The sequence below is a fragment of the Xanthobacter tagetidis genome, from assembly GCF_003667445.1.
Taxonomy (GTDB): domain Bacteria; phylum Pseudomonadota; class Alphaproteobacteria; order Rhizobiales; family Xanthobacteraceae; genus Xanthobacter; species Xanthobacter tagetidis.
This window is the reverse complement of record NZ_RCTF01000002.1, coordinates 155,720-174,394: the sequence shown is the minus strand read 5'-3', so window position 1 is coordinate 174,394 and position 18,675 is coordinate 155,720. Positions and strand designations below refer to the sequence as shown.

The 18,675-nt window shown below is 69.7% G+C and carries 17 protein-coding genes; 9 read left to right on the top strand and 8 right to left on the bottom strand.

Going from position 1 to position 18,675, the window contains the following annotated elements; genetic code table 11:
• Positions 1–95 precede the first annotated feature (95 nt).
• Both ugpA and ugpE read left to right on the top strand, forming a co-directional pair.
• The gene (ugpA, locus tag D9R14_RS03640; RefSeq protein WP_121621949.1) at positions 96–980 is read left to right on the top strand and encodes a sn-glycerol-3-phosphate ABC transporter permease UgpA; all 885 of its coding nucleotides are present in this window, start codon (positions 96–98) and stop codon (positions 978–980) included.
• Positions 980–1,831, top strand: a complete 852-nt coding sequence (gene ugpE / locus D9R14_RS03635) for a sn-glycerol-3-phosphate ABC transporter permease UgpE (protein WP_121621948.1) — start codon at positions 980–982, stop codon at positions 1,829–1,831. Before ugpA ends, ugpE begins: the two co-directional genes overlap by 1 nt.
• Positions 1,832–1,871: 40 nt before the next feature.
• Here ugpE and D9R14_RS03630 read toward each other — a convergent pair whose 3' ends face one another.
• On the bottom strand, positions 1,872–2,984 hold the full coding sequence (locus tag D9R14_RS03630) for a zinc-binding metallopeptidase family protein (RefSeq protein WP_121621947.1): 1,113 nt from the start codon (positions 2,982–2,984) through the stop codon (positions 1,872–1,874).
• Between the two features lie 284 nt (positions 2,985–3,268).
• Between D9R14_RS03630 and D9R14_RS03625 the strand changes: the two genes are divergently transcribed.
• The 4 genes from D9R14_RS03625 to D9R14_RS03610 all read left to right on the top strand — a co-directional run bounded on the left by D9R14_RS03625 (position 3,269) and on the right by D9R14_RS03610 (position 7,072).
• Complete coding sequence (locus D9R14_RS03625; RefSeq protein ID WP_121621946.1) at positions 3,269–4,396, top strand: TRAP transporter substrate-binding protein; 1,128 nt, start codon at positions 3,269–3,271, stop codon at positions 4,394–4,396.
• Between the two features lie 230 nt (positions 4,397–4,626).
• Positions 4,627–5,226 carry a TRAP transporter small permease subunit gene (locus D9R14_RS03620; protein WP_121621945.1) on the top strand — a complete coding sequence of 200 codons (600 nt, stop codon included), beginning with the start codon at positions 4,627–4,629 and terminating at the stop codon, positions 5,224–5,226.
• The gene (locus D9R14_RS03615) at positions 5,226–6,551 is read left to right on the top strand and encodes a TRAP transporter large permease (RefSeq protein ID WP_121621944.1); all 1,326 of its coding nucleotides are present in this window, start codon (positions 5,226–5,228) and stop codon (positions 6,549–6,551) included. The genes D9R14_RS03620 and D9R14_RS03615 overlap by 1 nt, the downstream gene beginning before the upstream one ends.
• Before the next feature lie 65 nt (positions 6,552–6,616).
• Positions 6,617–7,072 carry a DUF488 domain-containing protein gene (locus D9R14_RS03610; RefSeq protein ID WP_121621943.1) on the top strand — a complete coding sequence of 152 codons (456 nt, stop codon included), beginning with the start codon at positions 6,617–6,619 and terminating at the stop codon, positions 7,070–7,072.
• Positions 7,073–7,278: 206 nt separating this feature from the next.
• Here D9R14_RS03610 and D9R14_RS03605 read toward each other — a convergent pair whose 3' ends face one another.
• Genes D9R14_RS03605 through D9R14_RS03595 form a run of 3 tightly spaced genes read right to left on the bottom strand, consistent with a single transcriptional unit; the run spans position 7,279 to position 9,949 of the window.
• A complete protein-coding gene (locus tag D9R14_RS03605; protein WP_121622102.1) occupies positions 7,279–8,904 on the bottom strand; it encodes an NTP transferase domain-containing protein in 1,626 nt (541 codons plus the stop codon).
• Positions 8,901–9,599 (bottom strand): XdhC family protein, encoded by a 699-nt coding sequence (locus tag D9R14_RS03600; RefSeq protein WP_121621942.1) that lies wholly within the window; start codon positions 9,597–9,599, stop codon positions 8,901–8,903. Before D9R14_RS03600 ends, D9R14_RS03605 begins: the two co-directional genes overlap by 4 nt.
• 26 nt (positions 9,600–9,625) lie before the next feature.
• On the bottom strand, positions 9,626–9,949 hold the full coding sequence (locus D9R14_RS03595) for an XdhC family protein (RefSeq protein ID WP_121621941.1): 324 nt from the start codon (positions 9,947–9,949) through the stop codon (positions 9,626–9,628).
• Positions 9,950–10,108: 159 nt separating this feature from the next.
• Between D9R14_RS03595 and D9R14_RS03590 the strand changes: the two genes are divergently transcribed.
• Positions 10,109–11,188, top strand: coding sequence for a lysine-2,3-aminomutase-like protein (locus tag D9R14_RS03590; RefSeq protein WP_121621940.1), 1,080 nt, complete (start codon positions 10,109–10,111; stop codon positions 11,186–11,188).
• A 65-nt stretch (positions 11,189–11,253) separates the two neighbouring features.
• On the top strand, positions 11,254–12,141 hold the full coding sequence (locus tag D9R14_RS03585; RefSeq protein ID WP_121621939.1) for a PPC domain-containing DNA-binding protein: 888 nt from the start codon (positions 11,254–11,256) through the stop codon (positions 12,139–12,141).
• Between the two features lie 482 nt (positions 12,142–12,623).
• On the opposite strand, the gene D9R14_RS03580 is transcribed toward D9R14_RS03585, so the two are convergent.
• The 4 genes from D9R14_RS03580 to D9R14_RS03565 form a co-directional block, all read right to left on the bottom strand.
• A complete protein-coding gene (locus D9R14_RS03580; RefSeq protein ID WP_121622101.1) occupies positions 12,624–13,340 on the bottom strand; it encodes an amino acid ABC transporter ATP-binding protein in 717 nt (238 codons plus the stop codon).
• A 75-nt stretch (positions 13,341–13,415) separates the two neighbouring features.
• Positions 13,416–14,822, bottom strand: coding sequence for an amino acid ABC transporter permease (locus D9R14_RS03575; RefSeq protein ID WP_121621938.1), 1,407 nt, complete (start codon positions 14,820–14,822; stop codon positions 13,416–13,418).
• Between the two features lies 1 nt (position 14,823).
• Positions 14,824–16,119, bottom strand: a complete 1,296-nt coding sequence (locus D9R14_RS03570; protein ID WP_121621937.1) for an amino acid ABC transporter permease — start codon at positions 16,117–16,119, stop codon at positions 14,824–14,826.
• Between the two features lie 121 nt (positions 16,120–16,240).
• Positions 16,241–17,212, bottom strand: a complete 972-nt coding sequence (locus D9R14_RS03565) for an amino acid ABC transporter substrate-binding protein (protein ID WP_121621936.1) — start codon at positions 17,210–17,212, stop codon at positions 16,241–16,243.
• 210 nt (positions 17,213–17,422) lie between these two features.
• On the opposite strand from D9R14_RS03565, the gene metC reads away from it, so the two are divergent.
• Positions 17,423–18,610 (top strand): cystathionine beta-lyase, encoded by a 1,188-nt coding sequence (gene metC / locus D9R14_RS03560; protein WP_121621935.1) that lies wholly within the window; start codon positions 17,423–17,425, stop codon positions 18,608–18,610.
• The last annotated feature ends 65 nt before the right edge of the window (positions 18,611–18,675 follow it).

Sequence of the window (18,675 nt, the reverse complement as noted above, 5' to 3'; positions counted from 1 at the left end):
GGTCCGAGAGGCAATAGCGGTAAGAGTGGCCACGGCGGCAAGAGGTCCGACGGCGCGAGAGGGCGGCGGGCGGATCGCCGGGAGGGCAAGCGGCAATGGAGGCCAAGCGCGTCACGTTCCGGGGCTCGGCCTTACCCTACCTGCTGCTTGCCCCGCAGCTGGCCGTGACCCTGGTGTTCTTCCTCTGGCCGGCGGCGCAGGCGCTCTATGGGTCGCTGTTCGCCGAGGACCCGTTCGGCCTCTCGCGCACCTTCGTCGGGCTCGGCAATTTCGCGGCGCTGCTGGCCGATCCGGCCTATCTGAACGCGGGGCTCGTGACCCTCGTCTTTTCCGCCAGCGTCACCGCGCTCTCCATGGGGCTCGGCCTCGCTCTGGCGGCGGCGGCGGACGCGCTCGGCAAGAGCGGCGGCGCCTATGGCGCGCTCCTTGTGTGGCCCTATGCGGTGGCGCCGGCGGTGGCGGGCATCCTGTGGCTTTTCATGTTCGACCCCTCGGTGGGCACCATCGCCCGCGCGCTGAAGGCCATCGGCATCTCCTGGAACCATGCCCTCGACGGCGAGCAGGCGCTGCTCATGGTGATCCTCGCCGCGAGCTGGAAGCAGGTGAGCTACAATTTTCTGTTCTTCTATGCCGGCCTCAAGGCGATCCCGCCCGGCATCATGGAGGCGGCGGCGCTCGACGGGGCAGGCCGGCGCGCGCGCTTCCGCTTCTTGGTGCTGCCGCTCATCGCGCCCACCAGCTTCTTCCTGCTGGTGGTGAACCTCGCTTATGCCTTCTTCGACACGTTCGGCATCATCCACGCCACCACCGGCGGCGGGCCGGGGCAGGCCACCACCATCCTGGTCTACAAGGTGTTCCGCGACGGCTTCGAGGCGCTGGCGCTCGGCGCCTCGTCGGCCCAGTCGGTAGTGCTGCTCGCCATCGTGGTGGCGCTCACCGCGCTCCAGTTCCGCCACATCGAGCGCAGGGTCGCCTATTGATGGCCGGGCGCGAGCGCACCCCGAGGCTTCTGGCCCATGCCGCGCTGATCCTCGGCGTCGCGATCCTGGTGCTGCCGGTCTATCTCGCCTTCATCGCCTCGACCCATGGGGGCGCCGACTTCCTGTCCGGCCGCGTCGGCCTCCTGCCCGGCCCGCTGCTGGTAGAGAACTACGGCGCCGTGCTGTTCGCGGGCGCCAGCACCGCCGGCATCCCGCCGGTGGCGCTCATGCTCCTCAACAGCTTCGTGATGGCCATGGCGATCGCGCTGGGCAAGATCGCCATCTCGCTGCTGTCCGCCTTCGCCGTCACCTATTTCCGCTTCCCGTTCCGGGTCGCGGCGTTCTGGATCATCTTCGTGACGCTGATGCTGCCGGTGGAGGTGCGCATCCTGCCCACCTTCCAGGTGGTGGCCAGCCTGTCGATGCTCAACTCCTACTGGGGCCTCACCGTGCCGCTGATCGCCAGCGCCACCGCCACCTTCCTGTTCCGCCAGGTGTTCATGACGGTGCCGGACGAATTGACCGAGGCGGCGCTGATGGACGGAGCGACGCCGCTGCGCTTCTTCTGGTCGGTGCTGCTGCCGCTCTCGCGCACCAACATCGCGGCGCTGTTCGTGATCCTCTTCATCTATGGCTGGAACCAGTATCTGTGGCCGCTGCTGGTGACCACGGACACCGGCTACTACACCATCGTCATGGGCATCCAGCGCCTTGCCCGCGCGGCCTCGGAGGCGGACCCCGTCTGGCACCTGGTGATGGCCACCGCCATCCTCGCCATGCTGCCGCCGGTGCTGGTGATCGCGCTGATGCAGCGCCTGTTCGTAAGCGGGCTCACCGAGACGCAGAAGTAGCGACCGAGAACTGGCGCGGGAGAAGCCGCGCCCGCCCGCTTCAGGCCGGCGCGGGCTGGCTGGGCGCCGCCACCGGCGCCGGCGCGTCCACGGCCGCAAGGCCGTGCACCAGATCGTTGATGAAGCCGAGCTTGGTCACCACCGACGGGGTCAGCACGAAGGGATAGGCGTCGGCCATGCCGAGGCAGCGGTTGAGGCTGTTCAGGGCGACCGTAAGGGGGGCCCAGTCCTCCACCAATTGCTCGATGGATGCCGGCTGGTAGGGATTGAACTCCACCAAGGCCTCAAGCAGGCCGCTCCGGTCCAGGCTCGGGCGCACCTTCATGCCGAACGCCCGCGCCATCTCCAGCGTATCGACGATGTGGATGTAGTGCTTGAAGGTCTCGGCGAAGTCCTCCCACGGATGGGCGGCGGCATAGGACGACACGAAGTTGGCCTGCCAGTCCGGCGGCGGGCCGTTGTCGTAATGCGCCTGGAGCGCGGCGCCGTAGTCGGCGCGCTCGTCGCCGAACACCGCGCGGCAGGCTTCCAGATGGTGTTCGTCGCGCACCAGCCGGTTCCAGTAATAATGCCCCACCTCGTGGCGGAAATGGCCGAGCAGGGTGCGGTAGGGCTCGCCGAGGTCGGTGCGGCGCCGCTCGCGCTCCACGTCGTCGGCCTCGGCGAGGGCGATGGTGATGAGCCCCTCCTCATGGCCGGTCATCACGCGCGGCAGCTCCGGCGCGTCCGGACGGTCGGCGAGGAAGTCGAAGCACAGGCCGCCCACGCGGTCCTCGCGGTTCTCCAGCGGCAGGCCGAGCTGGAGCAGCGAATAGATGAGCCGGTGCTTGGCGCGCTCGATGCGCATCCACTTCTCCAGGTTCACCGGGTCGGCGAGGTCGGGCACCGTGTGGTTGTGGCGGCAGGCGCGGCAATAGTCGCCCTCCTGCTCCTCCGGAAGCAGCCAGTTGCAGCCGTCGAGCGCGGCATTGGCGCAGAAGCGGTAGCGCTGGCCGTCGCGCAGCGAGCGCACGATGCCCTCCTCCGGCTCCGCCTCGACGGCGCTGAGGTCGTTGACGTCCGGCAGATAGCCGAGCGGATGGCCGCATTGGCCGCACACCCGGTTCTCGAAGTGGATGAGCTGCCCGCAGGCCTCGCATTGAAACAGACGCATGTGCTCCACCTCTCCAACCCGTGCCACAAGGCCTGAATGGGCCAAGCGGTTCCATTTGCCGGCGCGCTATCGCTCTCCACTGCCGGTTGCCGACGTCCATGGCCACGCCACGCGCGCACTCGTGACCGCGCGGGGCTCCGTTACGGCAGAAAATTCGCGCGCATTCGACCAAAGTCTATTGCCTAGGTCGGGTCACGTGTCGTCTTCTGCATACCGTAGACGGGGGCGCCGTGCGCCAACACAGCGGAAAAAACTCCGCCGCCCCCCGCACAGGGAGGAAGAACGTGACCAAGGAAACGAGCACGAATGATCGTGCGCGCCCGTCTCGGCGTGCAATTCTCGCGGGTGCTGCCGCAGCCGGCGCTGCCGCCACCGTCGCCGCCCCGGCCGTCCACGCCCAGGCTTCCGTCAAGCTCAAGTTCCAGTCCACCTGGCCCAACAAGGACATCTTCCACGAGTTCGCCGGAGACTTCGTGCGCTACGTGAACACGATGGCGGGCGGGCGCGTGGAGCTGGAACTGCTCGCCGCCGGCGCTGTGGTGCCCGCCTTCCAGGTGGCCGACGCGGTCTCCTCCGGCATCATCGACGGCGGCCACGGCGTGTCCGCCTACTGGTACGGCAAGAACAAGGCCTTCTCGCTGTTCGGCACCGCCCCCGCCTTCGGCTGGGACGCGGACGAGCTGATGGGCTGGATCCGCTATGGCGGGGGCCAGGCGCTCTATGACGAACTGGTGCAGGGCATCCTGAAGCTCAACGTGGTCGGCCTGCTCACCGGTCCCATGCCGGGCCAGCCGCTCGGCTGGTTCAAGAACCCCATCACCAGCCCGGACCAGCTCAAGGGCCTGAAGTACCGCACGGTGGGCCTCGCCGCCGACCTGAACAAGGAGCTGGGCGTCGCCGTCACCATCCTGCCGGGCGGCGAAATCGTCCCCGCCATGGACCGCGGCCTCATCGACGGCGCGGAATTCAACAACCCGTCGTCCGACTTGGTGCTCGGCTTCCCCGACGTGTCCAAGGTCTACATGGTCCGCAGCTACCACCAGGCACTGGAGTGCTTCGAGGTGCTGTTCAACAAGGCCAAGTTCGACGGCCTGCCGAAGGACGTGCAGGCGATCATCCGCGGCGCGGCGGATGCCGCCTCCTCCGACATGATGTGGAAGGCGCAGGACCGCTATTCCAAGGACCTCGAAGTGCTCAAGTCACGCGGCGTGAAGGTCATGCCGACCCCCGAGCCGGTGCTCCAGGCCCAGCTCAACGCCTGGGACAAGGTGATCGCCAACCTGTCGGCCGACCCGTTCTTCAAGAAGGTCATCGACAGCCAGATGGCGTGGGCCAAGCGCGTGGTGGGCTTCCGCCTCGAGTACGAGCCCGACAGCGCCATGGCCTACAACCACTTCTTCAAGAAGGCCTGAGGCCTCGGGCCGGCCGCGGCCGGCCCCCCGGGGCGTGCCCGCGGGCGGATCGAAACGTTTCGATCCGCCCGCGCGGCGGTCCGGAGGCGCCGCACCGGCCGGAGCGAACGGCGGCGGACCGGGGCGCCTGCCCCTCCATCCGCCACCGAAGGCCGCCCGCAGGGGCGGCCTTCGCATGCGAACCAATCTTCACCCAAGAAGAACAAGACCTTCCCGAGGAAACCCCGCGTATGCAACGCTTCCTTCTCGCCGTTGACACGCTGAACACATTTATCGGCAAGCTGTTCGCCTGGACGATCGTGATCCTCACGCTGGCGATCTGCTACGAGGTGTTCTGCCGCTACGTCCTGCGCGCGCCCACCACCTGGGCCTACGACGCATCCTACATGCTGTACGGCACGCTGTTCATGATGGCCGGCGCCTACACGCTGGCGCGCAACGGGCATGTGCGGGGCGACTTCCTCTACCGCAGCTGGCCGGTGAAACGGCAGGCGCTGGTGGACCTCATCCTCTACTTCCTGTTCTACTTTCCGGGCATCATCGCCCTGATCTATTCGGGCTGGCAGTATTTCTATCTGTCCTTCCTTCTCAACGAGCATTCGTCCTTCTCGCCCGACGGGCCGATGATCTGGCCGTTCAAGGGCCTGATCCCGATCACCGGGGTGCTGATGTTCCTCCAGGGGGTGGTCGAGGTGGTCCGCTGCACCATCGCGCTCAGGACCGGCCAGTGGCCGGAGCGCCTCCACGACGTGGAGGAGATGGAGAAGATGATCCTCGAGGATGCCGCCAACAAGTCTGATGCCGAGGCCATCGGCCGGGGGAGCCTGTGATGTTTCTGTCGGATCCCGCCCTCGGCATCCTGATGCTGGTGCTGTTCATCGTCTTCCTGATGCTCGGATTTCCCATCGCCTTCACGCTCATGGCGCTGGGCGTGGGCTTCGGCTACGTGACGCGCGGCGACACGGTGTTCCAGCTGTTCGTCCAGCGCACCTATTCGGTGATGGCGAACGACGTGCTCATCTCCATCCCGCTGTTCCTGTTCATGGGCTACGTGGTGGAGCGCGCCAACATCCTCGACCGGCTGTTCCGCTCGATCCAGCTCGCCGCGGGCTGGGTGCCGGGCTCGCTGGCGGTCGCGACGCTGATCACCTGCGCCATGTTCGCCACCGCCACCGGCATCGTCGGCGCAGTGGTGACGCTGATGGGCCTGCTCGCCTTCCCGGCGATGCTGCGCGCCGGCTACGACACCCGACTCGCGGCCGGCGTGGTCTGCGCCGGCGGCTGCCTCGGCATCCTGATCCCGCCCAGCGTGATGCTCATCCTCTACGGCGCCACGGCCGGCGTGTCGGTGGTGAAGCTCTACGCCGCCGCCTTCCTGCCCGGCCTGATGCTGGCGGGCCTCTACACGGCCTATGTGATCATCATCGCGATGATCTTCCCGAGCCGCGCGCCGAAGCTGCCGCCGCAGGAGCGGGCTGGCTCGGTGTTCGAGGTCGCATGGGCGCTCGCCACGTCCTTCTTCCCGCTCGCGGTGCTCATCTCGGCGGTGCTCGGCGCGATCGTGTTCGGCCTCGCCACGCCCTCGGAGGCGGCGGCGGTGGGCGCGCTCGGCGCGGTGCTGCTGGCGCTCGCCTATCGCAGCTTCTCGGTCGACAAGATGAAGGAGAGCGTGTTCCTCACCGCCCGGGCCTCGGCCATGGTGTGCTGGCTGTTCGTGGGCTCGGCAGTGTTCTCCGCCGTGTTCGCGCTGCTCGGCGGCCAGCAGGTGGTGGAGAACTTCGTCCTCTCGCTCAACCTCTCCCCGGTCGGCTTCCTGCTGCTGACCCAGGCCATCATCTTCGTGCTCGGCTGGCCGCTGGAATGGACCGAGATCATCGTGATCTTCCTGCCCATCTTCCTGCCGCTGCTCGATAATTTCGGCATCGACCCGATCTTCTTCGGGGTCCTGGTGGGTCTCAACCTGCAGACCTCCTTCCTCTCGCCGCCGGTGGCGATGGCGCCCTTCTACCTGAAGGGCGTCGCGCCGAAGCACGTCACCATCGACCAGATATTTGCCGGGGTGATGCCGTTCCTCGCCATTGTCATCCTCTCCATGGCCCTGCTCTATCTCTTCCCGGAGATCGCGCTGTGGCTGCCGAGCGCACTCTATGGCTGAGTCCTCGGGGCGGGCACTCCAACGGCACGGATGACGCCGCGGCGGCAAGCGGGCATGATGACCTCATGACCCGCGAGCCGTTCTTCACCATCGGCTATGAGGGCACCACGCCCTCGGCCTTCGCCGCCGCGCTGGAAAATGCCGGCGTCGACCTGCTGGTCGACGTCCGCGCGGTGGCCGCCTCGCGCCGGCCCGGCTTCTCCAAGGGCGCGCTCTCGGCCAGCGTCAACAGTCAGGGCATCGGCTATGTCCACCTGCGCGCCCTCGGCACGCCGAAGGAGGGGCGGGAGGCGGCGCGCTCCGGCGACGCGGCAGGGCTCACCCGCATCTATGGCGCGCACCTCCAGACCGATCCGGCGAAGGCGGCGCTCCAGGAATTGAAGGACCTCGCCAGCGGCCGGCGCATCTGCCTCCTGTGCTTCGAGCGCCATGTGGAAGGCTGCCACCGCCTGCTCATCGCCGACTGGCTGTGCGAGCAGATCGACGCAGAGCCGACCCACCTCATGCCGGCACCGTTCTGAGGCGGGGCCCTTTCGAGGCGGGGCGGCGCCTCCCCCGCCTTACGCCGTCATGCTCCGGCTTGACCGGAGCATCCATCCGCGGCGGCTTGGCCTGACGCCGGTGGTCCATGGGCCCTCCGGTCAAGCCGAAGGGCGACGGCGGGGCGGGAGGGCGATGCCGGGCAGGAAATCCGGGCAACACAGCAGCACACCTCAGCCTGCGCGCCTCAGCGCGCCGGCTCGGTCGCTTTCGGCTGCGCTGCCTTGCGCGCCGCGGCGAGCAGTTCCGGCGTGTCCACGTCGAGGAAGGCGCCCGGCCCCTCCGCCTCCACTTCCACCACGGCGGCGGCGTTGGCGGCGAGCACCTGGCGTGCGCCGGTGTCGCCTTCGAGCGCGGCCAGTTCGGGGAAATAGCGGCGCGACCAGAGCACCGGATGGCCGCGCGCCCCGTCGGCCACCGGCACGGCGATCAGCCGGCCGGCATCGCCCGAAAAGGCAGCCATCAGCCGGTCCATGAGGCGTGGCGCCACCAGCGGCATGTCGCCGAGCACCACCAGAGCCCCTGCCGCTTCCTCCGGCACCGCGCCGATGCCGGCGCGCAGCGAGGAGGCCATGCCGCTCGCAAAGTCCGCGTTATGGACGAAGGCGACGTCGAGCCCCGCGAGCGCCTGCTCCACCTTCTCGCGCTCATGGCCGGTGACGACGATGACCGGCCGCGCGCGGGAGGCGAGCGCCGCTGCGGCGACGCGGCGGATCACCGGCGCCCCGTCCACCGCCTCCAGCAGCTTGTTGGCGCCGCCCATGCGGGTGCTGCGGCCCGCCGCCAGCACCACCGCGGCGAAGCCCTCGCCCATCTCCGCCGGCTCGGCGCGGGGCTGAGGCCGCGAGACGATCTCCTTCAGGAGCCCGCCCGCGCCCATGCGGGCGATGTCCGCGCCCTCCACCGGCAGATCGGCGAGCAGGCGCATGAGCACGAAGTCGAAGCCGTTCTCCTTGGGGCTGCGCGCGCAGCCCGGCGCGCCCAGCACCGGGATGTCGCCCAGCCGGCCCAGCAGCAGCAGATTGCCGGGGTCCACCGGCATGCCGAGGCGCAGCACCTCCCCGCCCGCCGCCGCGAGGGCGGCCGGGATCACGTCGCGCCGGTCGGCGATGGCCGATGCGCCGAACACCACGATCATCTCCGCCCCGTCCGCCGCCACCGCGCCGATGGCCTGCGCCAGCGCCGCGGTCTCGTGTGGAATGCGCAGGTCCGCCACCACGCCGGCGCCCGCCGGGGCGAGCCGCGCGCGGGTGATGGCGAGAGTCTTGTCGATCACCTTCTCGTGGAGGCCCGGAAGGCGCGTGGAGATCAGCGCCACCCGGCGACGCGCGAACGGGGCGACGCGGATGCGCGCGCCGGCGGCGGCGGCGGCGGCCACCTGCGCCTCGGGCACGGCGAAGGGGATGATCTTCACCGTCGCCACCATCTCGCCCTGCGCCACGGTTTGCAGCGCCGGCAGGGTGGCGAGCGTCACCGCCTCGTCCACGGCGTTGAAGGCGTCGATGCCGGCGGCGTCGAACACCAGGACCCCGGCCTCCAGCGCATGCAGGTTGGCGCGCCCGGTGAACGGCGCCTCGGCGGCGACGCCCTCCCCCGCCACCGCCGCGGCAAGGCGGCCGGCGGCCGCATCCTCGGCCACGTCGCCCGCTTCGATGCGGGCGGCGACGATGGTCGAGAGCCCGGCGGCCTTGAGCGCGGCGATCTCCGGCGCGCCGAGCCGCGTGCCCTTGCGGATCACCGCGCCGTTCAAGCGCACCGAATGGGCGGCGATGGCGCCCTCGGCCTCGGCGAGCGGGATGGGACCGAACCTCACGCCGCCGCCCCGTCGCGGTCCGGCCGGCGCCAAGCGGCGATCACCTGCGCCAGGATGGCGACGGCGATCTCCTCCGGGCTCGACGCGCCGATGTCGAGGCCGATGGGCGCGGCGATGGAGGCGATCTGCCGCTCGCTGAAGCCCTGCGCGGCGAGCCGCTCCACGCGCTTGGCGTGGGTGCGCCGAGAGCCGAGCGCGCCGATATAGAAGCAACCGGCTTCGAGCGCCCCGGCGATGGCCGGGTCGTCGAGCTTGGGATCGTGGGTGAGCGCCACGAGGCCGGTGAAGGCATCCAGCCGGTAGGCGGGCAGCACCACGTCCGGCCAGTCGGCGAGGATCGGCACGCCGGGGAAGCGGTCCTGCGTCGCGAAGGCGGTGCGCGGGTCCATGAGGGTGACGTCGAAGCCCACCATGCGCGCCATGGGCGCCAGCGCCTGCGAGATGTGCACCGCCCCCGCCACCAGCAGGCGCGGCGGCGGCACGTGGACGGTGAGGAAGGCGCGCGCCGCCCCCTCCCCCACCATGCCGCTGGTGCCGGAGGCGAGCGCGGCGGCAAGCGCCGCGGCGCGGGGGTCGCCGGCCACCTGATCGGCGGTGACGAGGCGCTCCTCCCCGCTCTCAAGCTCGGTGACGAGGATGACCGGACGGCGGGCGGCGCGCTCGGCATTGAGCGCGGCCAGGAGATCGAGCCGCATGATGCGTGCCTTTCCGCTGGCGGCCGCTAGGCGACCGGCTCCACATAGACGCTGATGCGCCCGCCGCAGGACAGGCCGACCCGCCACGCGGTCTCGTCGGCGACGCCGAATTCCAGCATCTTGGGCTGGCCGGAGGCGATCACCTCGCCCGCCTCACTGACCACCGCCCCTTCCACGCAGCCGCCGGAGACGGAGCCGAGGAAATTGCCCGCGGCGTCGATCACCAGATGGCTGCCCACGGGGCGCGGGGCCGAGCCCCAGGTCTCCATCACGGTGGCGATGGCGATCTTGCGGCCCTCCTTGGTCCAGGCCTCGGCGGCGGCGAGAATGTCGGTATCGAGCGTCGGCATCTTGTCCCTCCATCACGCGCCGTTGTCCGGCTGCGCCGCGCGCCCGGGCGGTGCCGTGGGGCGCGCACGTTGGCGATGTTATCCTTATCCCTATATAGGTGCGCCCGCCGGCTCCCGCCTGCAAGCCTACCTTTTCTTGAAAGGCCCCCTGGTTTCGTCATGGCCGTCCATCGCCTGCCCCGCACCGCCTATGACGACGCGCGCCGCACCCTGCGCACGGCCGCCGAGCTCGTCGCGGCCGGCCTCGCCGCGCCCGCGGCCGAGGCGGCGCTGGCGCAGGTGGCGGAGCGCTATGCGGTGGCGATCCCGCCGGCGCTCCAGGACCTTCTGGCGGACGGCGCGGCGGACGCCATCGCGCGCCAGTTCGTACCCGCCGCAGCGGAGCTGGAGCTGCGGCCCGAGGAGCGCGCCGACCCCATCGGCGACGACGCCCATTCGCCGGTGCCGGGCATCGTCCACCGCTACCCGGACCGGGTGCTGCTGAAGGCGGTGAGCGTGTGCGCGGTCTATTGCCGCTTCTGCTTCCGCCGCGAGATGGTGGGGCCGGGCGCGGACGAGGCGCTCACGCCCGAGCGGCTGGAGGCGGCGCTCGGCTACATCGCCGGCCACCCCGCCATCTGGGAGGTGATCCTCACCGGCGGCGACCCGTTCATGCTCGCGCCGCGCCGCATGGCGGAGCTGACCGGCCGCATCGCCGCCATCAGCCATGTGAAGGTGCTGCGCTTCCACACCCGCGTGCCCATCGCCGCGCCGGAGCGGGTGACGCCGGCGCTGGTCGCCGCGCTGAAAGCGGAGGGCCCCGCCGCTTATGTGGCGGTCCATGCCAACCATGCGCGCGAGCTCGGCGCCCCGGCGCGTGCCGCATTGGCGCGCCTCGCCGATGCCGGCATCCCGCTTCTGTCGCAGACCGTGCTGCTGCGCGGCGTGAACGACGATGCGGAAACGCTTGCCGACCTGTTCCGCGCGCTCGTGGAATGCCGGGTGAAGCCCTATTACCTGCACCATCCGGACCTCGCGCCCGGCACCGCCCATTTCCGCCTGCCGGTGGAAGAGGGCCAGGCGATCATGCGCGCGCTGCGCGGCCGCCTGTCGGGCCTCGCCATTCCCACCTATGTGCTCGACATCCCCGGCGGCGCCGGCAAGGTGCCGCTGACGCCGGGCTATGCGGAGCCGGACGGCGACCGCCTCCTGGTGCGCGACCATTGCGGCGGGCTGCACGCCTATCCGCCGGAGGGCTGACGCGTTCCGCTCCCGGCGGGCGCGTGCTATGGCCGTCGCAAGGAACAAGAGCCCGAGGACCCGCCATGGACGCCCAGCAGGATGCCATCCGCCGCCTGACGCAGCCGGGCCCCGCGGCGCCGGAGCGCATCGCGAGCGCCGTGGGGGCTTTGCGGCGCCTCGATTTCACGCTGGCGCCGGGCCTCACCATCAATGCCGCCATCGCCGGACCGCTGCTCAAGGCCGGCATCACGGCGGCGCAGGTGGAGCTGTCCGGCGGCGCGTTCGGCCCGTTCACCTATGTGATGCCCGCCGGCACGCAGGATGCGGTGCACGCCGCGTGGTACAGCGCGCCGGTCTCGCCCCGCGGCCTCACCCGGCTTGAGGCCGGGAACGTCACCTTCGGCCGGCGCGAGGGCAGCCCCTTCATTCATTGCCATGCCTTCTGGATCGAGCCCGACGGCACCCGCCACGGCGGCCATGTGATGCCGCACGAGGCGGTGGTGGCCGAGCCCATCGCGGCCCGCGCCTTCGGCACCGCCGACGTGGAGACCACCGCCGACTTCGACCCCGAGACCAACTTCACGCTGTTCACGCCGCACCAGGTGCGCGCGGCGCAGGGCGGCCCGCGCATCGCGTTCGCGCGGGTGCGGCCGAACACGGAGATTTCCGGGGCCGTGGAAGAGCTCTGCCGCCGCCACGGCTTTGCCGTCGGACGGGTGCGCGGCAGCGTCGGCAGCCTGGTGGGCGCGCGCTTTTCCGACCGCGGGCCACTGAACGACTATGCCACCGAGGTGTTCGTGCGCGACGGCGTGATCGCGCCGGATGCCGCCGGCGCCCTCAAGGCGCGGCTGGACATCGCCATGGTGGGCATGAGCGGCGTGCTCGCCGAGGGCCGCCTCGTGCATGGCGCCAACGGCGTGTGCATCACCTTCGAGCTGGCGGTGGAGGAAGTGGCGCCGGGCGCCGTGTGAGAGAGGCGGAAAGCCCTCTCCCGCCTGCGGCGGAGGGTTGGGAGGGGGAAAGCAGTGCCTCCGAAAAGAACCAGCCTCCGCCCGCGCCCCGCCGGCCACCTGCCTCCCGCCGTCATCCCCCGGCTTGTCCGGGGGATCCACCTTGCGGCGCCGCTGCCGCCCGTACTTCGAGCGCAGGACAGGCGGCCCGGTGGATGCCCCGGACGAGCCGGGGCATGACGGAACTGGAGGGGCGGCTGCGGGGCAGAGGAAGCAGGCACGGGAGCGGCGCGCGGTCGTCGCGCTCTTCGAATCCCTCCCGCCGTCATCCCCCGGCTTGTCCGGGGATCCACCTTGCGGCGCCGCTGCCGCCCGTACTTCGAGCGCAGGACAGGCGGCCCGGTGGATGCCCCGGACGAGCCGGGGCATGACGGAACTGGAGGGGCGGCTGCGGGGCAGCTGGGTTCGAGGCACCGGCCTCCGATCAAGGAAGGCGATCGCCCTCAGTGCAGGATCTGGCTCAGGAACAGCCGGGTGCGCTCGTGCTGCGGGTTCGAGAAGAAGGCGTTGGGCTCGTTCATCTCGATGATCTGGCCGGCGTCCATGAAGATCACCCGGTTCGCCACCTGCCGGGCGAAGCCCATTTCGTGGGTGACGCACAGCATGGTCATGCCGTCCTCGGCCAGCGCCACCATGGTGTCCAGAACCTCCTTCACCATCTCGGGGTCGAGCGCGGAGGTGGGCTCGTCGAACAGCATGATGCGCGGGCGCATGCACAGCGCGCGGGCAATGGCGACGCGCTGCTGCTGGCCGCCGGAGAGCTGGCCGGGATACTTCGCCGCCTGGTGCGGGATCTTCACCTTCTCCAGGAAGTGCATGGCGAGGTCCTCGGCCTCCTTCTTCGGCATCTTGCGCACCCACATGGGCGCGAGCGTGCAGTTCTCCAGGATGGTGAGGTGCGGGAACAGGTTGAAGTGCTGGAAGCACATGCCCACCTCGCGGCGCACCTCGTCGATGCGCTTGAGGTCGTCGGTGAGTTCGATGCCGTCCACCACGATCTTGCCCTTCTGGTGCTCCTCCAGGCGGTTGATGCAGCGGATCAGGGTCGACTTGCCGGAGCCCGAGGGGCCGCAGATGACAAGCCGCTCGCCCTTGTGGACGGTCAGGTTGATGTCGCGCAGCACGTGGAACTCGCCGTACCACTTGTTGACCCCGCTCATGGAGACGGCGATCTCCGGGGCACCTTTTTCCACGTCGGCGATGATGGCGTCGGCAGTCACGGCGAAGTCCTCACGTCAGTGGCGGCGGGCCCGGTCGAGACGCCTCTCCAGCGCCATCGAGTAGCGGGACATGCCGAAGCAGAACACGAAATAGACGATGCCCGCGAAGCCGAAGCCGGTGAACAGGGTGGTCGGCGTCGCCCAGTTGGGATCGGTGAAGGCCGCACGCATGGCGCCGAGCAGGTCGAAGATCGAGACGATCAGCACCAGCGTCGTGTCCTTGAACAGGCCGATGAAGTTGTTGACGATGCCGGGGATCACCAGCTTCAGCGCCTGCGGCAGCACCACGAGGCGCATCATCAGGCTGGAGCGCAGGCCCACAGCCATGGCGCCCTCATACTGGCCCTTGGGGATCGCCTGGAGGCCGCCGCGCACCACCTCGGCCATGTAAGCGGAGGCGAACAGCGCGACGCCCACCAGCGCCCGGAGCAGACCGTCGATGGTGAGCCGGCCGGGCAGGAACAAAGGCAGCATGTAGGTGGCGAAGAACAGCACCGTGATGAGCGGCACGCCGCGCCAGAACTCGATGAAGGCGATGGAGGCGATCTTCACCAGGGGCAGGTTGGAGCGCCGCCCCAGCGCCAGCAGGATGCCGAACGGCAGCGACACGGTGATGCCGGTGACGGCGATCACCAGCGTCACCAGCAGGCCGCCCCACAGCCGCGTCTCCACCGGCGCGAGGCCGAGGTCGATGTCGGCCGCGAACAGCACCGCCGCCAGCACCGCGAAGGTCACGAGCGTCGAGCGGATCGCCGGGCGCATGGCCTCGGGGCCGGCGACCGCGCGGCACACGAACGCCGCCAGGGCCGTCACCAGGATCGCGGAGAGGATGTAGTCGGCCCAGAAGCCGAGCTGCAGCCCGCCCACCGCCGGAAAGCCGGAGAACAGGCCGCCGAGGCCCAGCCACGACAGGAGGAAGCCCTTGGGCTCCATGTCGCCGCCGGTCAGCAGGATGAAGGCGACGACGGGATAGACGCCGAAGAACGCGATGGCGTTCAGCCGCTTGTAGGGCAGGCTCTGGATCAGCAGCGGCAGCAGCAACACCGCGCCGAGCGCGTAGACGATGTTCACGCGCCAGCGCTCGGCGGCCGGGTAGAAGCCGTAGACCAGCTGGTCGAACTTGGCCCAGATGAAGGGCCAGCAGGCGCCCACCGCGCGGCCCACCTTGTCGGGCAGGCAGGCCTCGCGGTTGGTGCCGCTCCACACCGCGTCGGTGATGAAGAACTGGATCATCGGCGGGATGGTCACATAGACCAGCCACGCGCCGAACAAGGTGAGCAGAACCTGCGGCACCGAGCCGAACAGGTGGCCGCGCAGATAGGCGAAGGTGCCGCGCTCGGAGATCGGCGGCGCCTCCGGGCCAAGGACCTGAGCGGCCACGAAAGGGTCGAACGGGGCGCTGCCTGCCGAAATCTTGGCCATCTCAGCGCTCCACCAGCGCGACGCGCTTGTTGTACCAGCCCATCAGCGCCGAGGTGAGGATGGAGATGGTGAGGTAGACCGCCATGGTCATGGCGATGATCTCGATCGCCTGCCCGGTCTGGTTCAGGGTCGAGCCGGCGAACACCGAGAACAGGTCCGGATAGCCCACCGCGACCCCGAGCGAGGAGTTCTTGGTGAGGTTGAGATACTGGCTGGTGAGCGGCGGCACGATCACCCGCAGCGCCTGGGGGATCACGACGAGGCGCAGGGTCGGCCCGTTGCGCAGGCCGAGCGAGTGCGCCGCCTCGCTCTGCCCCTTGGACACGGCGAGGATGCCGGCGCGCACGATCTCGGCGATGAAGCCGGCGGTGTAGATGACCAGCGCAAGCAGCAGCGCCACGAATTCGGGAATGACGGTGACGCCGCCGGAAAAATTGAAGCCGCGCAGCTGCGGCCGCTCGACGCCGATGGGAAAGCCCATGGCCGCGGACACCAGCAGCGGCAGGCCGACGATGATGGCGAGGCCGATCCAGAACACCGGGTAGATCTGGCCCGTGGCCTCCCGGCGCTTCTTGGCGAAGCGCGAGAACAGGACGGCGATGACGATGCCGGCGGCGATGGCGGCCAGCAGCAGCGTGCCGCCGCTCTCCATGAAGAAGCGCGGCACCACGAGGCCGCGGTTGTTGACGAACACCGAGGGCGCGCCGAGCCCCGCGGCGAAGGCGCCGATGGGGCCGCCGATGACGCCGAGGCCGATGGCGTTGAGGCCGTTGCCGATCGCCCCGAACAGGGGCTGGAGGCCGAAGCCCCAGCTCTGGCGCGGCCCCGGCAGGGCGGCGAGCACGGCGAGGTACCAGAACAGGATCTGGAACAGCGGCGGAAGGTTGCGCGTGACCTCCACATAAGCGGAGGCGAGCGCCTGGATCACGACGTTCTTCGACAGGCGGGCGATGCCCATCAGGAAGCCGAGGATGGTGGCGAGGATGATGCCGAGCACCGCCACCAGCAGCGTATTGAGCAGGCCCACCAGGAAGGCGCGGCCATAGCTCATGTCCTCGTTGTAGGGGATCAGCGTCTGGCTGATGGCGAAGCCGGCCCGGTTGTCGAGGAAGCCGAAGCCCGAGGCGATGCCCTGGCGGGCGAGGTTCGCCACCGCATTGCTGTAGAAGGCCCACAGCAGGAAGAGCAGCAGCAGCCCGAGCGCGATCTGAATGACGGCCGACCGCAGCTTCGGGTCGGTCCATGACCATCGCCGGCCCGCGCCATGCGTCGGCGCGGAATCTGTCGCTTCGCTCATGTGCCCCTCAAGAAGGTGGGGGGATTTTTCCCCTTATGGTTGGGGGCGGGGCGCCGGCGCCCCTCCCCCTTGTCGCGGCTCCCGCGGGAGCGGGCCGGGCGCGCGGCCCGGCCGTCAGGCGTCAGCGCACCGGCATGCCGTACTGCAGGCCGCCTTCGGTCCACAGCTTGTTGATGCCGCGCTCGATGCCGAGCGGGGTGCTGGGACCGACATTGCGGTCGTAGATCTCGCCGTAATTGCCGACCGCCTTGATGATGCGCACGGCCCAGTCGGCGGTGAGGCCGACACCCTCGCCATACTTGCCGTCGGTGCCGAGCAGGCGCTTGATCTCGGGATTGGTGGAGTTGACCATCTGGTCGACATTCTTCGAGGTGATGCCCAGCTCTTCCGCGTTGAGAAGCGCGAAATAGGTCCACTTCACCAGGTCGAACCACTGGTCGTCGCCATGGCGCACCAGCGGGCCGAGCGGCTCCTTGGAGATGGTCTCCGGCAGCACCAGGTGGTCGGCCGGGTTGGTCAGCTTCAGGCGCACCGCGGCGAGCTGGGAGCGGTCGGAGGTGAACGCGTCGCAGCGGCCGGATTCGTAGGCCTTGATCGCCTCGTCGAGGGTGGCGAAGGCGATGACCTCCTTGTACTTCATGTTCTTCGAGCGGAAGTAGTCGCCCACGTTCAGCTCGTTCGAGGTGCCGGTCTGCACGCAGATCGAGGCGCCGTCGAGCTCGGTGGTGGACTTCACGCCGGCGGACTTGCGGATCATGAAGCCCTGGCCGTCATAATAGATCACGCCGGCGAAGTTGAAGCCGAGCGTGGTGTCGCGCGACATGGTCCAGGTGGTGTTGCGCGACAGGAGATCGATGGCGCCCGAGGTCAGCGCGGTGAAGCGGTCCTTGGCGGAGAGCGGCGAATACTTCACCTTGCTGGGATCGTTGAAGATCGCCGCCGCGATGGCGCGGCAGAAATCCACGTCGAGGCCCGACCACTCGTTCTTGTCGTTCGGGCTGGAGAAGCCCGGCAGGCCCTGGGACACGCCGCAGTTCAGCGCACCACGCGCCTTGACGTCGTCGAGGGTCGCCGCCTGGGCCGCGCCTGCCATGGCAAGCAGGCCGGCAGTTGCTGCGATGAGGAATTTTTTCACGGAAACGTCCCTTCTCTGGTGGTCCCGGTCAGCCTATCGGGGCCGCGCGCGTCGCGTCGGCTCGACGAAGGCGCCGAGGCATCGTATCTGCGCATCTCATCGTCTTGCGCGGGTCGGGTCAATAGAGGCTGACGCAGCGCACGCGGAATTCCGGGACGGAGCGGGAACATGGGTCACGAGGATGATGGGGGGCGTGTCTTCGCGCCGCACACCGAGGTGGTGCGGCTCGGGCGCGACCCCTTGCGATTTGACGGGTTCGTGAACACGCCGGTGGTGCGCGGCTCCACCGTCCTGTCCCCCACCTATGACGATCTCGTGCACCATCGCGGGCGCTACAGCTACGGCCGGCGCGGCAATCCCACCACCGAGGCGCTGGAGGGCGCGCTCCAGGCGCTGGAGGGCAGCGACGGGGTGGTGCTCACCCCGTCCGGCCTCTCGGCCTGCGGGCTCGGCCTCCTCTCGGTGCTGGGCGCCGGCGACCATCTGCTGATGGTGGACACGGTCTACAAACCCACCCGCCTGATCTGCGACACGGTGCTGAAGCGGCTCGGCGTCGCGACCACCTATTACGATCCGCTCGTCGGCGCCGGCATCGCCGACCTGATCGGCCCGAACACCCGCGCCATCTTCCTGGAATCGCCCGGCTCCCAGAGCTTCGAGATGCAGGACGTGCCGGCCATCACCGCGATCGCCCGCGCGCGCGGCATCACGACCCTGATCGACAACACCTGGGCGACGCCGCTCTTCTTCAAGCCGCATGCCTTCGGCGTGGACGTCTCGATCCAGGCCGGCACGAAATATATCGGCGGCCATGCGGATCTCAATCTCGGCACGGTCTCCGCGGTCGGCCCGGCCTGGCGCAAGGTGCACGACACCCACGGCACGCTCGGCATCACCATCAGCCCGGACGACGCCGCGCTCGGCGCGCGCGGCCTTCGGACCATGGCGGTGCGGCTGGAGCGGCACCACGCGTCGGGGCTGGAGATCGCCCGCTGGCTTGAGGGCCGGCCCGAGGTCTCCCGGGTGCTCCACCCGGCCCTGCCCACCGACCCCGGCTTTGCGATCTGGTCGCGCGACTTCACCGGCGCGAGCGGGCTGTTCAGCTTCATCCTGAAGCCCGTGCCGGAACGGGCGATGGCCACCTTCTTCGATGCGCTGGCCCTGTTCGGCATGGGCTATTCGTGGGGCGGCTATGAGAGCCTCGCCATCCCGTTCGACTGCGCCGACTATCGCACCGCCACCACCTGGAAGGTGGAGGGCCCGGCCGTGCGCATCCACATCGGCCTGGAGGACGTGGACGACCTGAAGTCCGACATCGACCAGGCGTTCGCCAAGATGCGGGCCGCGGCGGGCTGAGGGGGGCGGCCGGCGAGCCGACGTCCCACCGCGTCGCACGCCGCGCTCCCACCGCGTCATGCCCC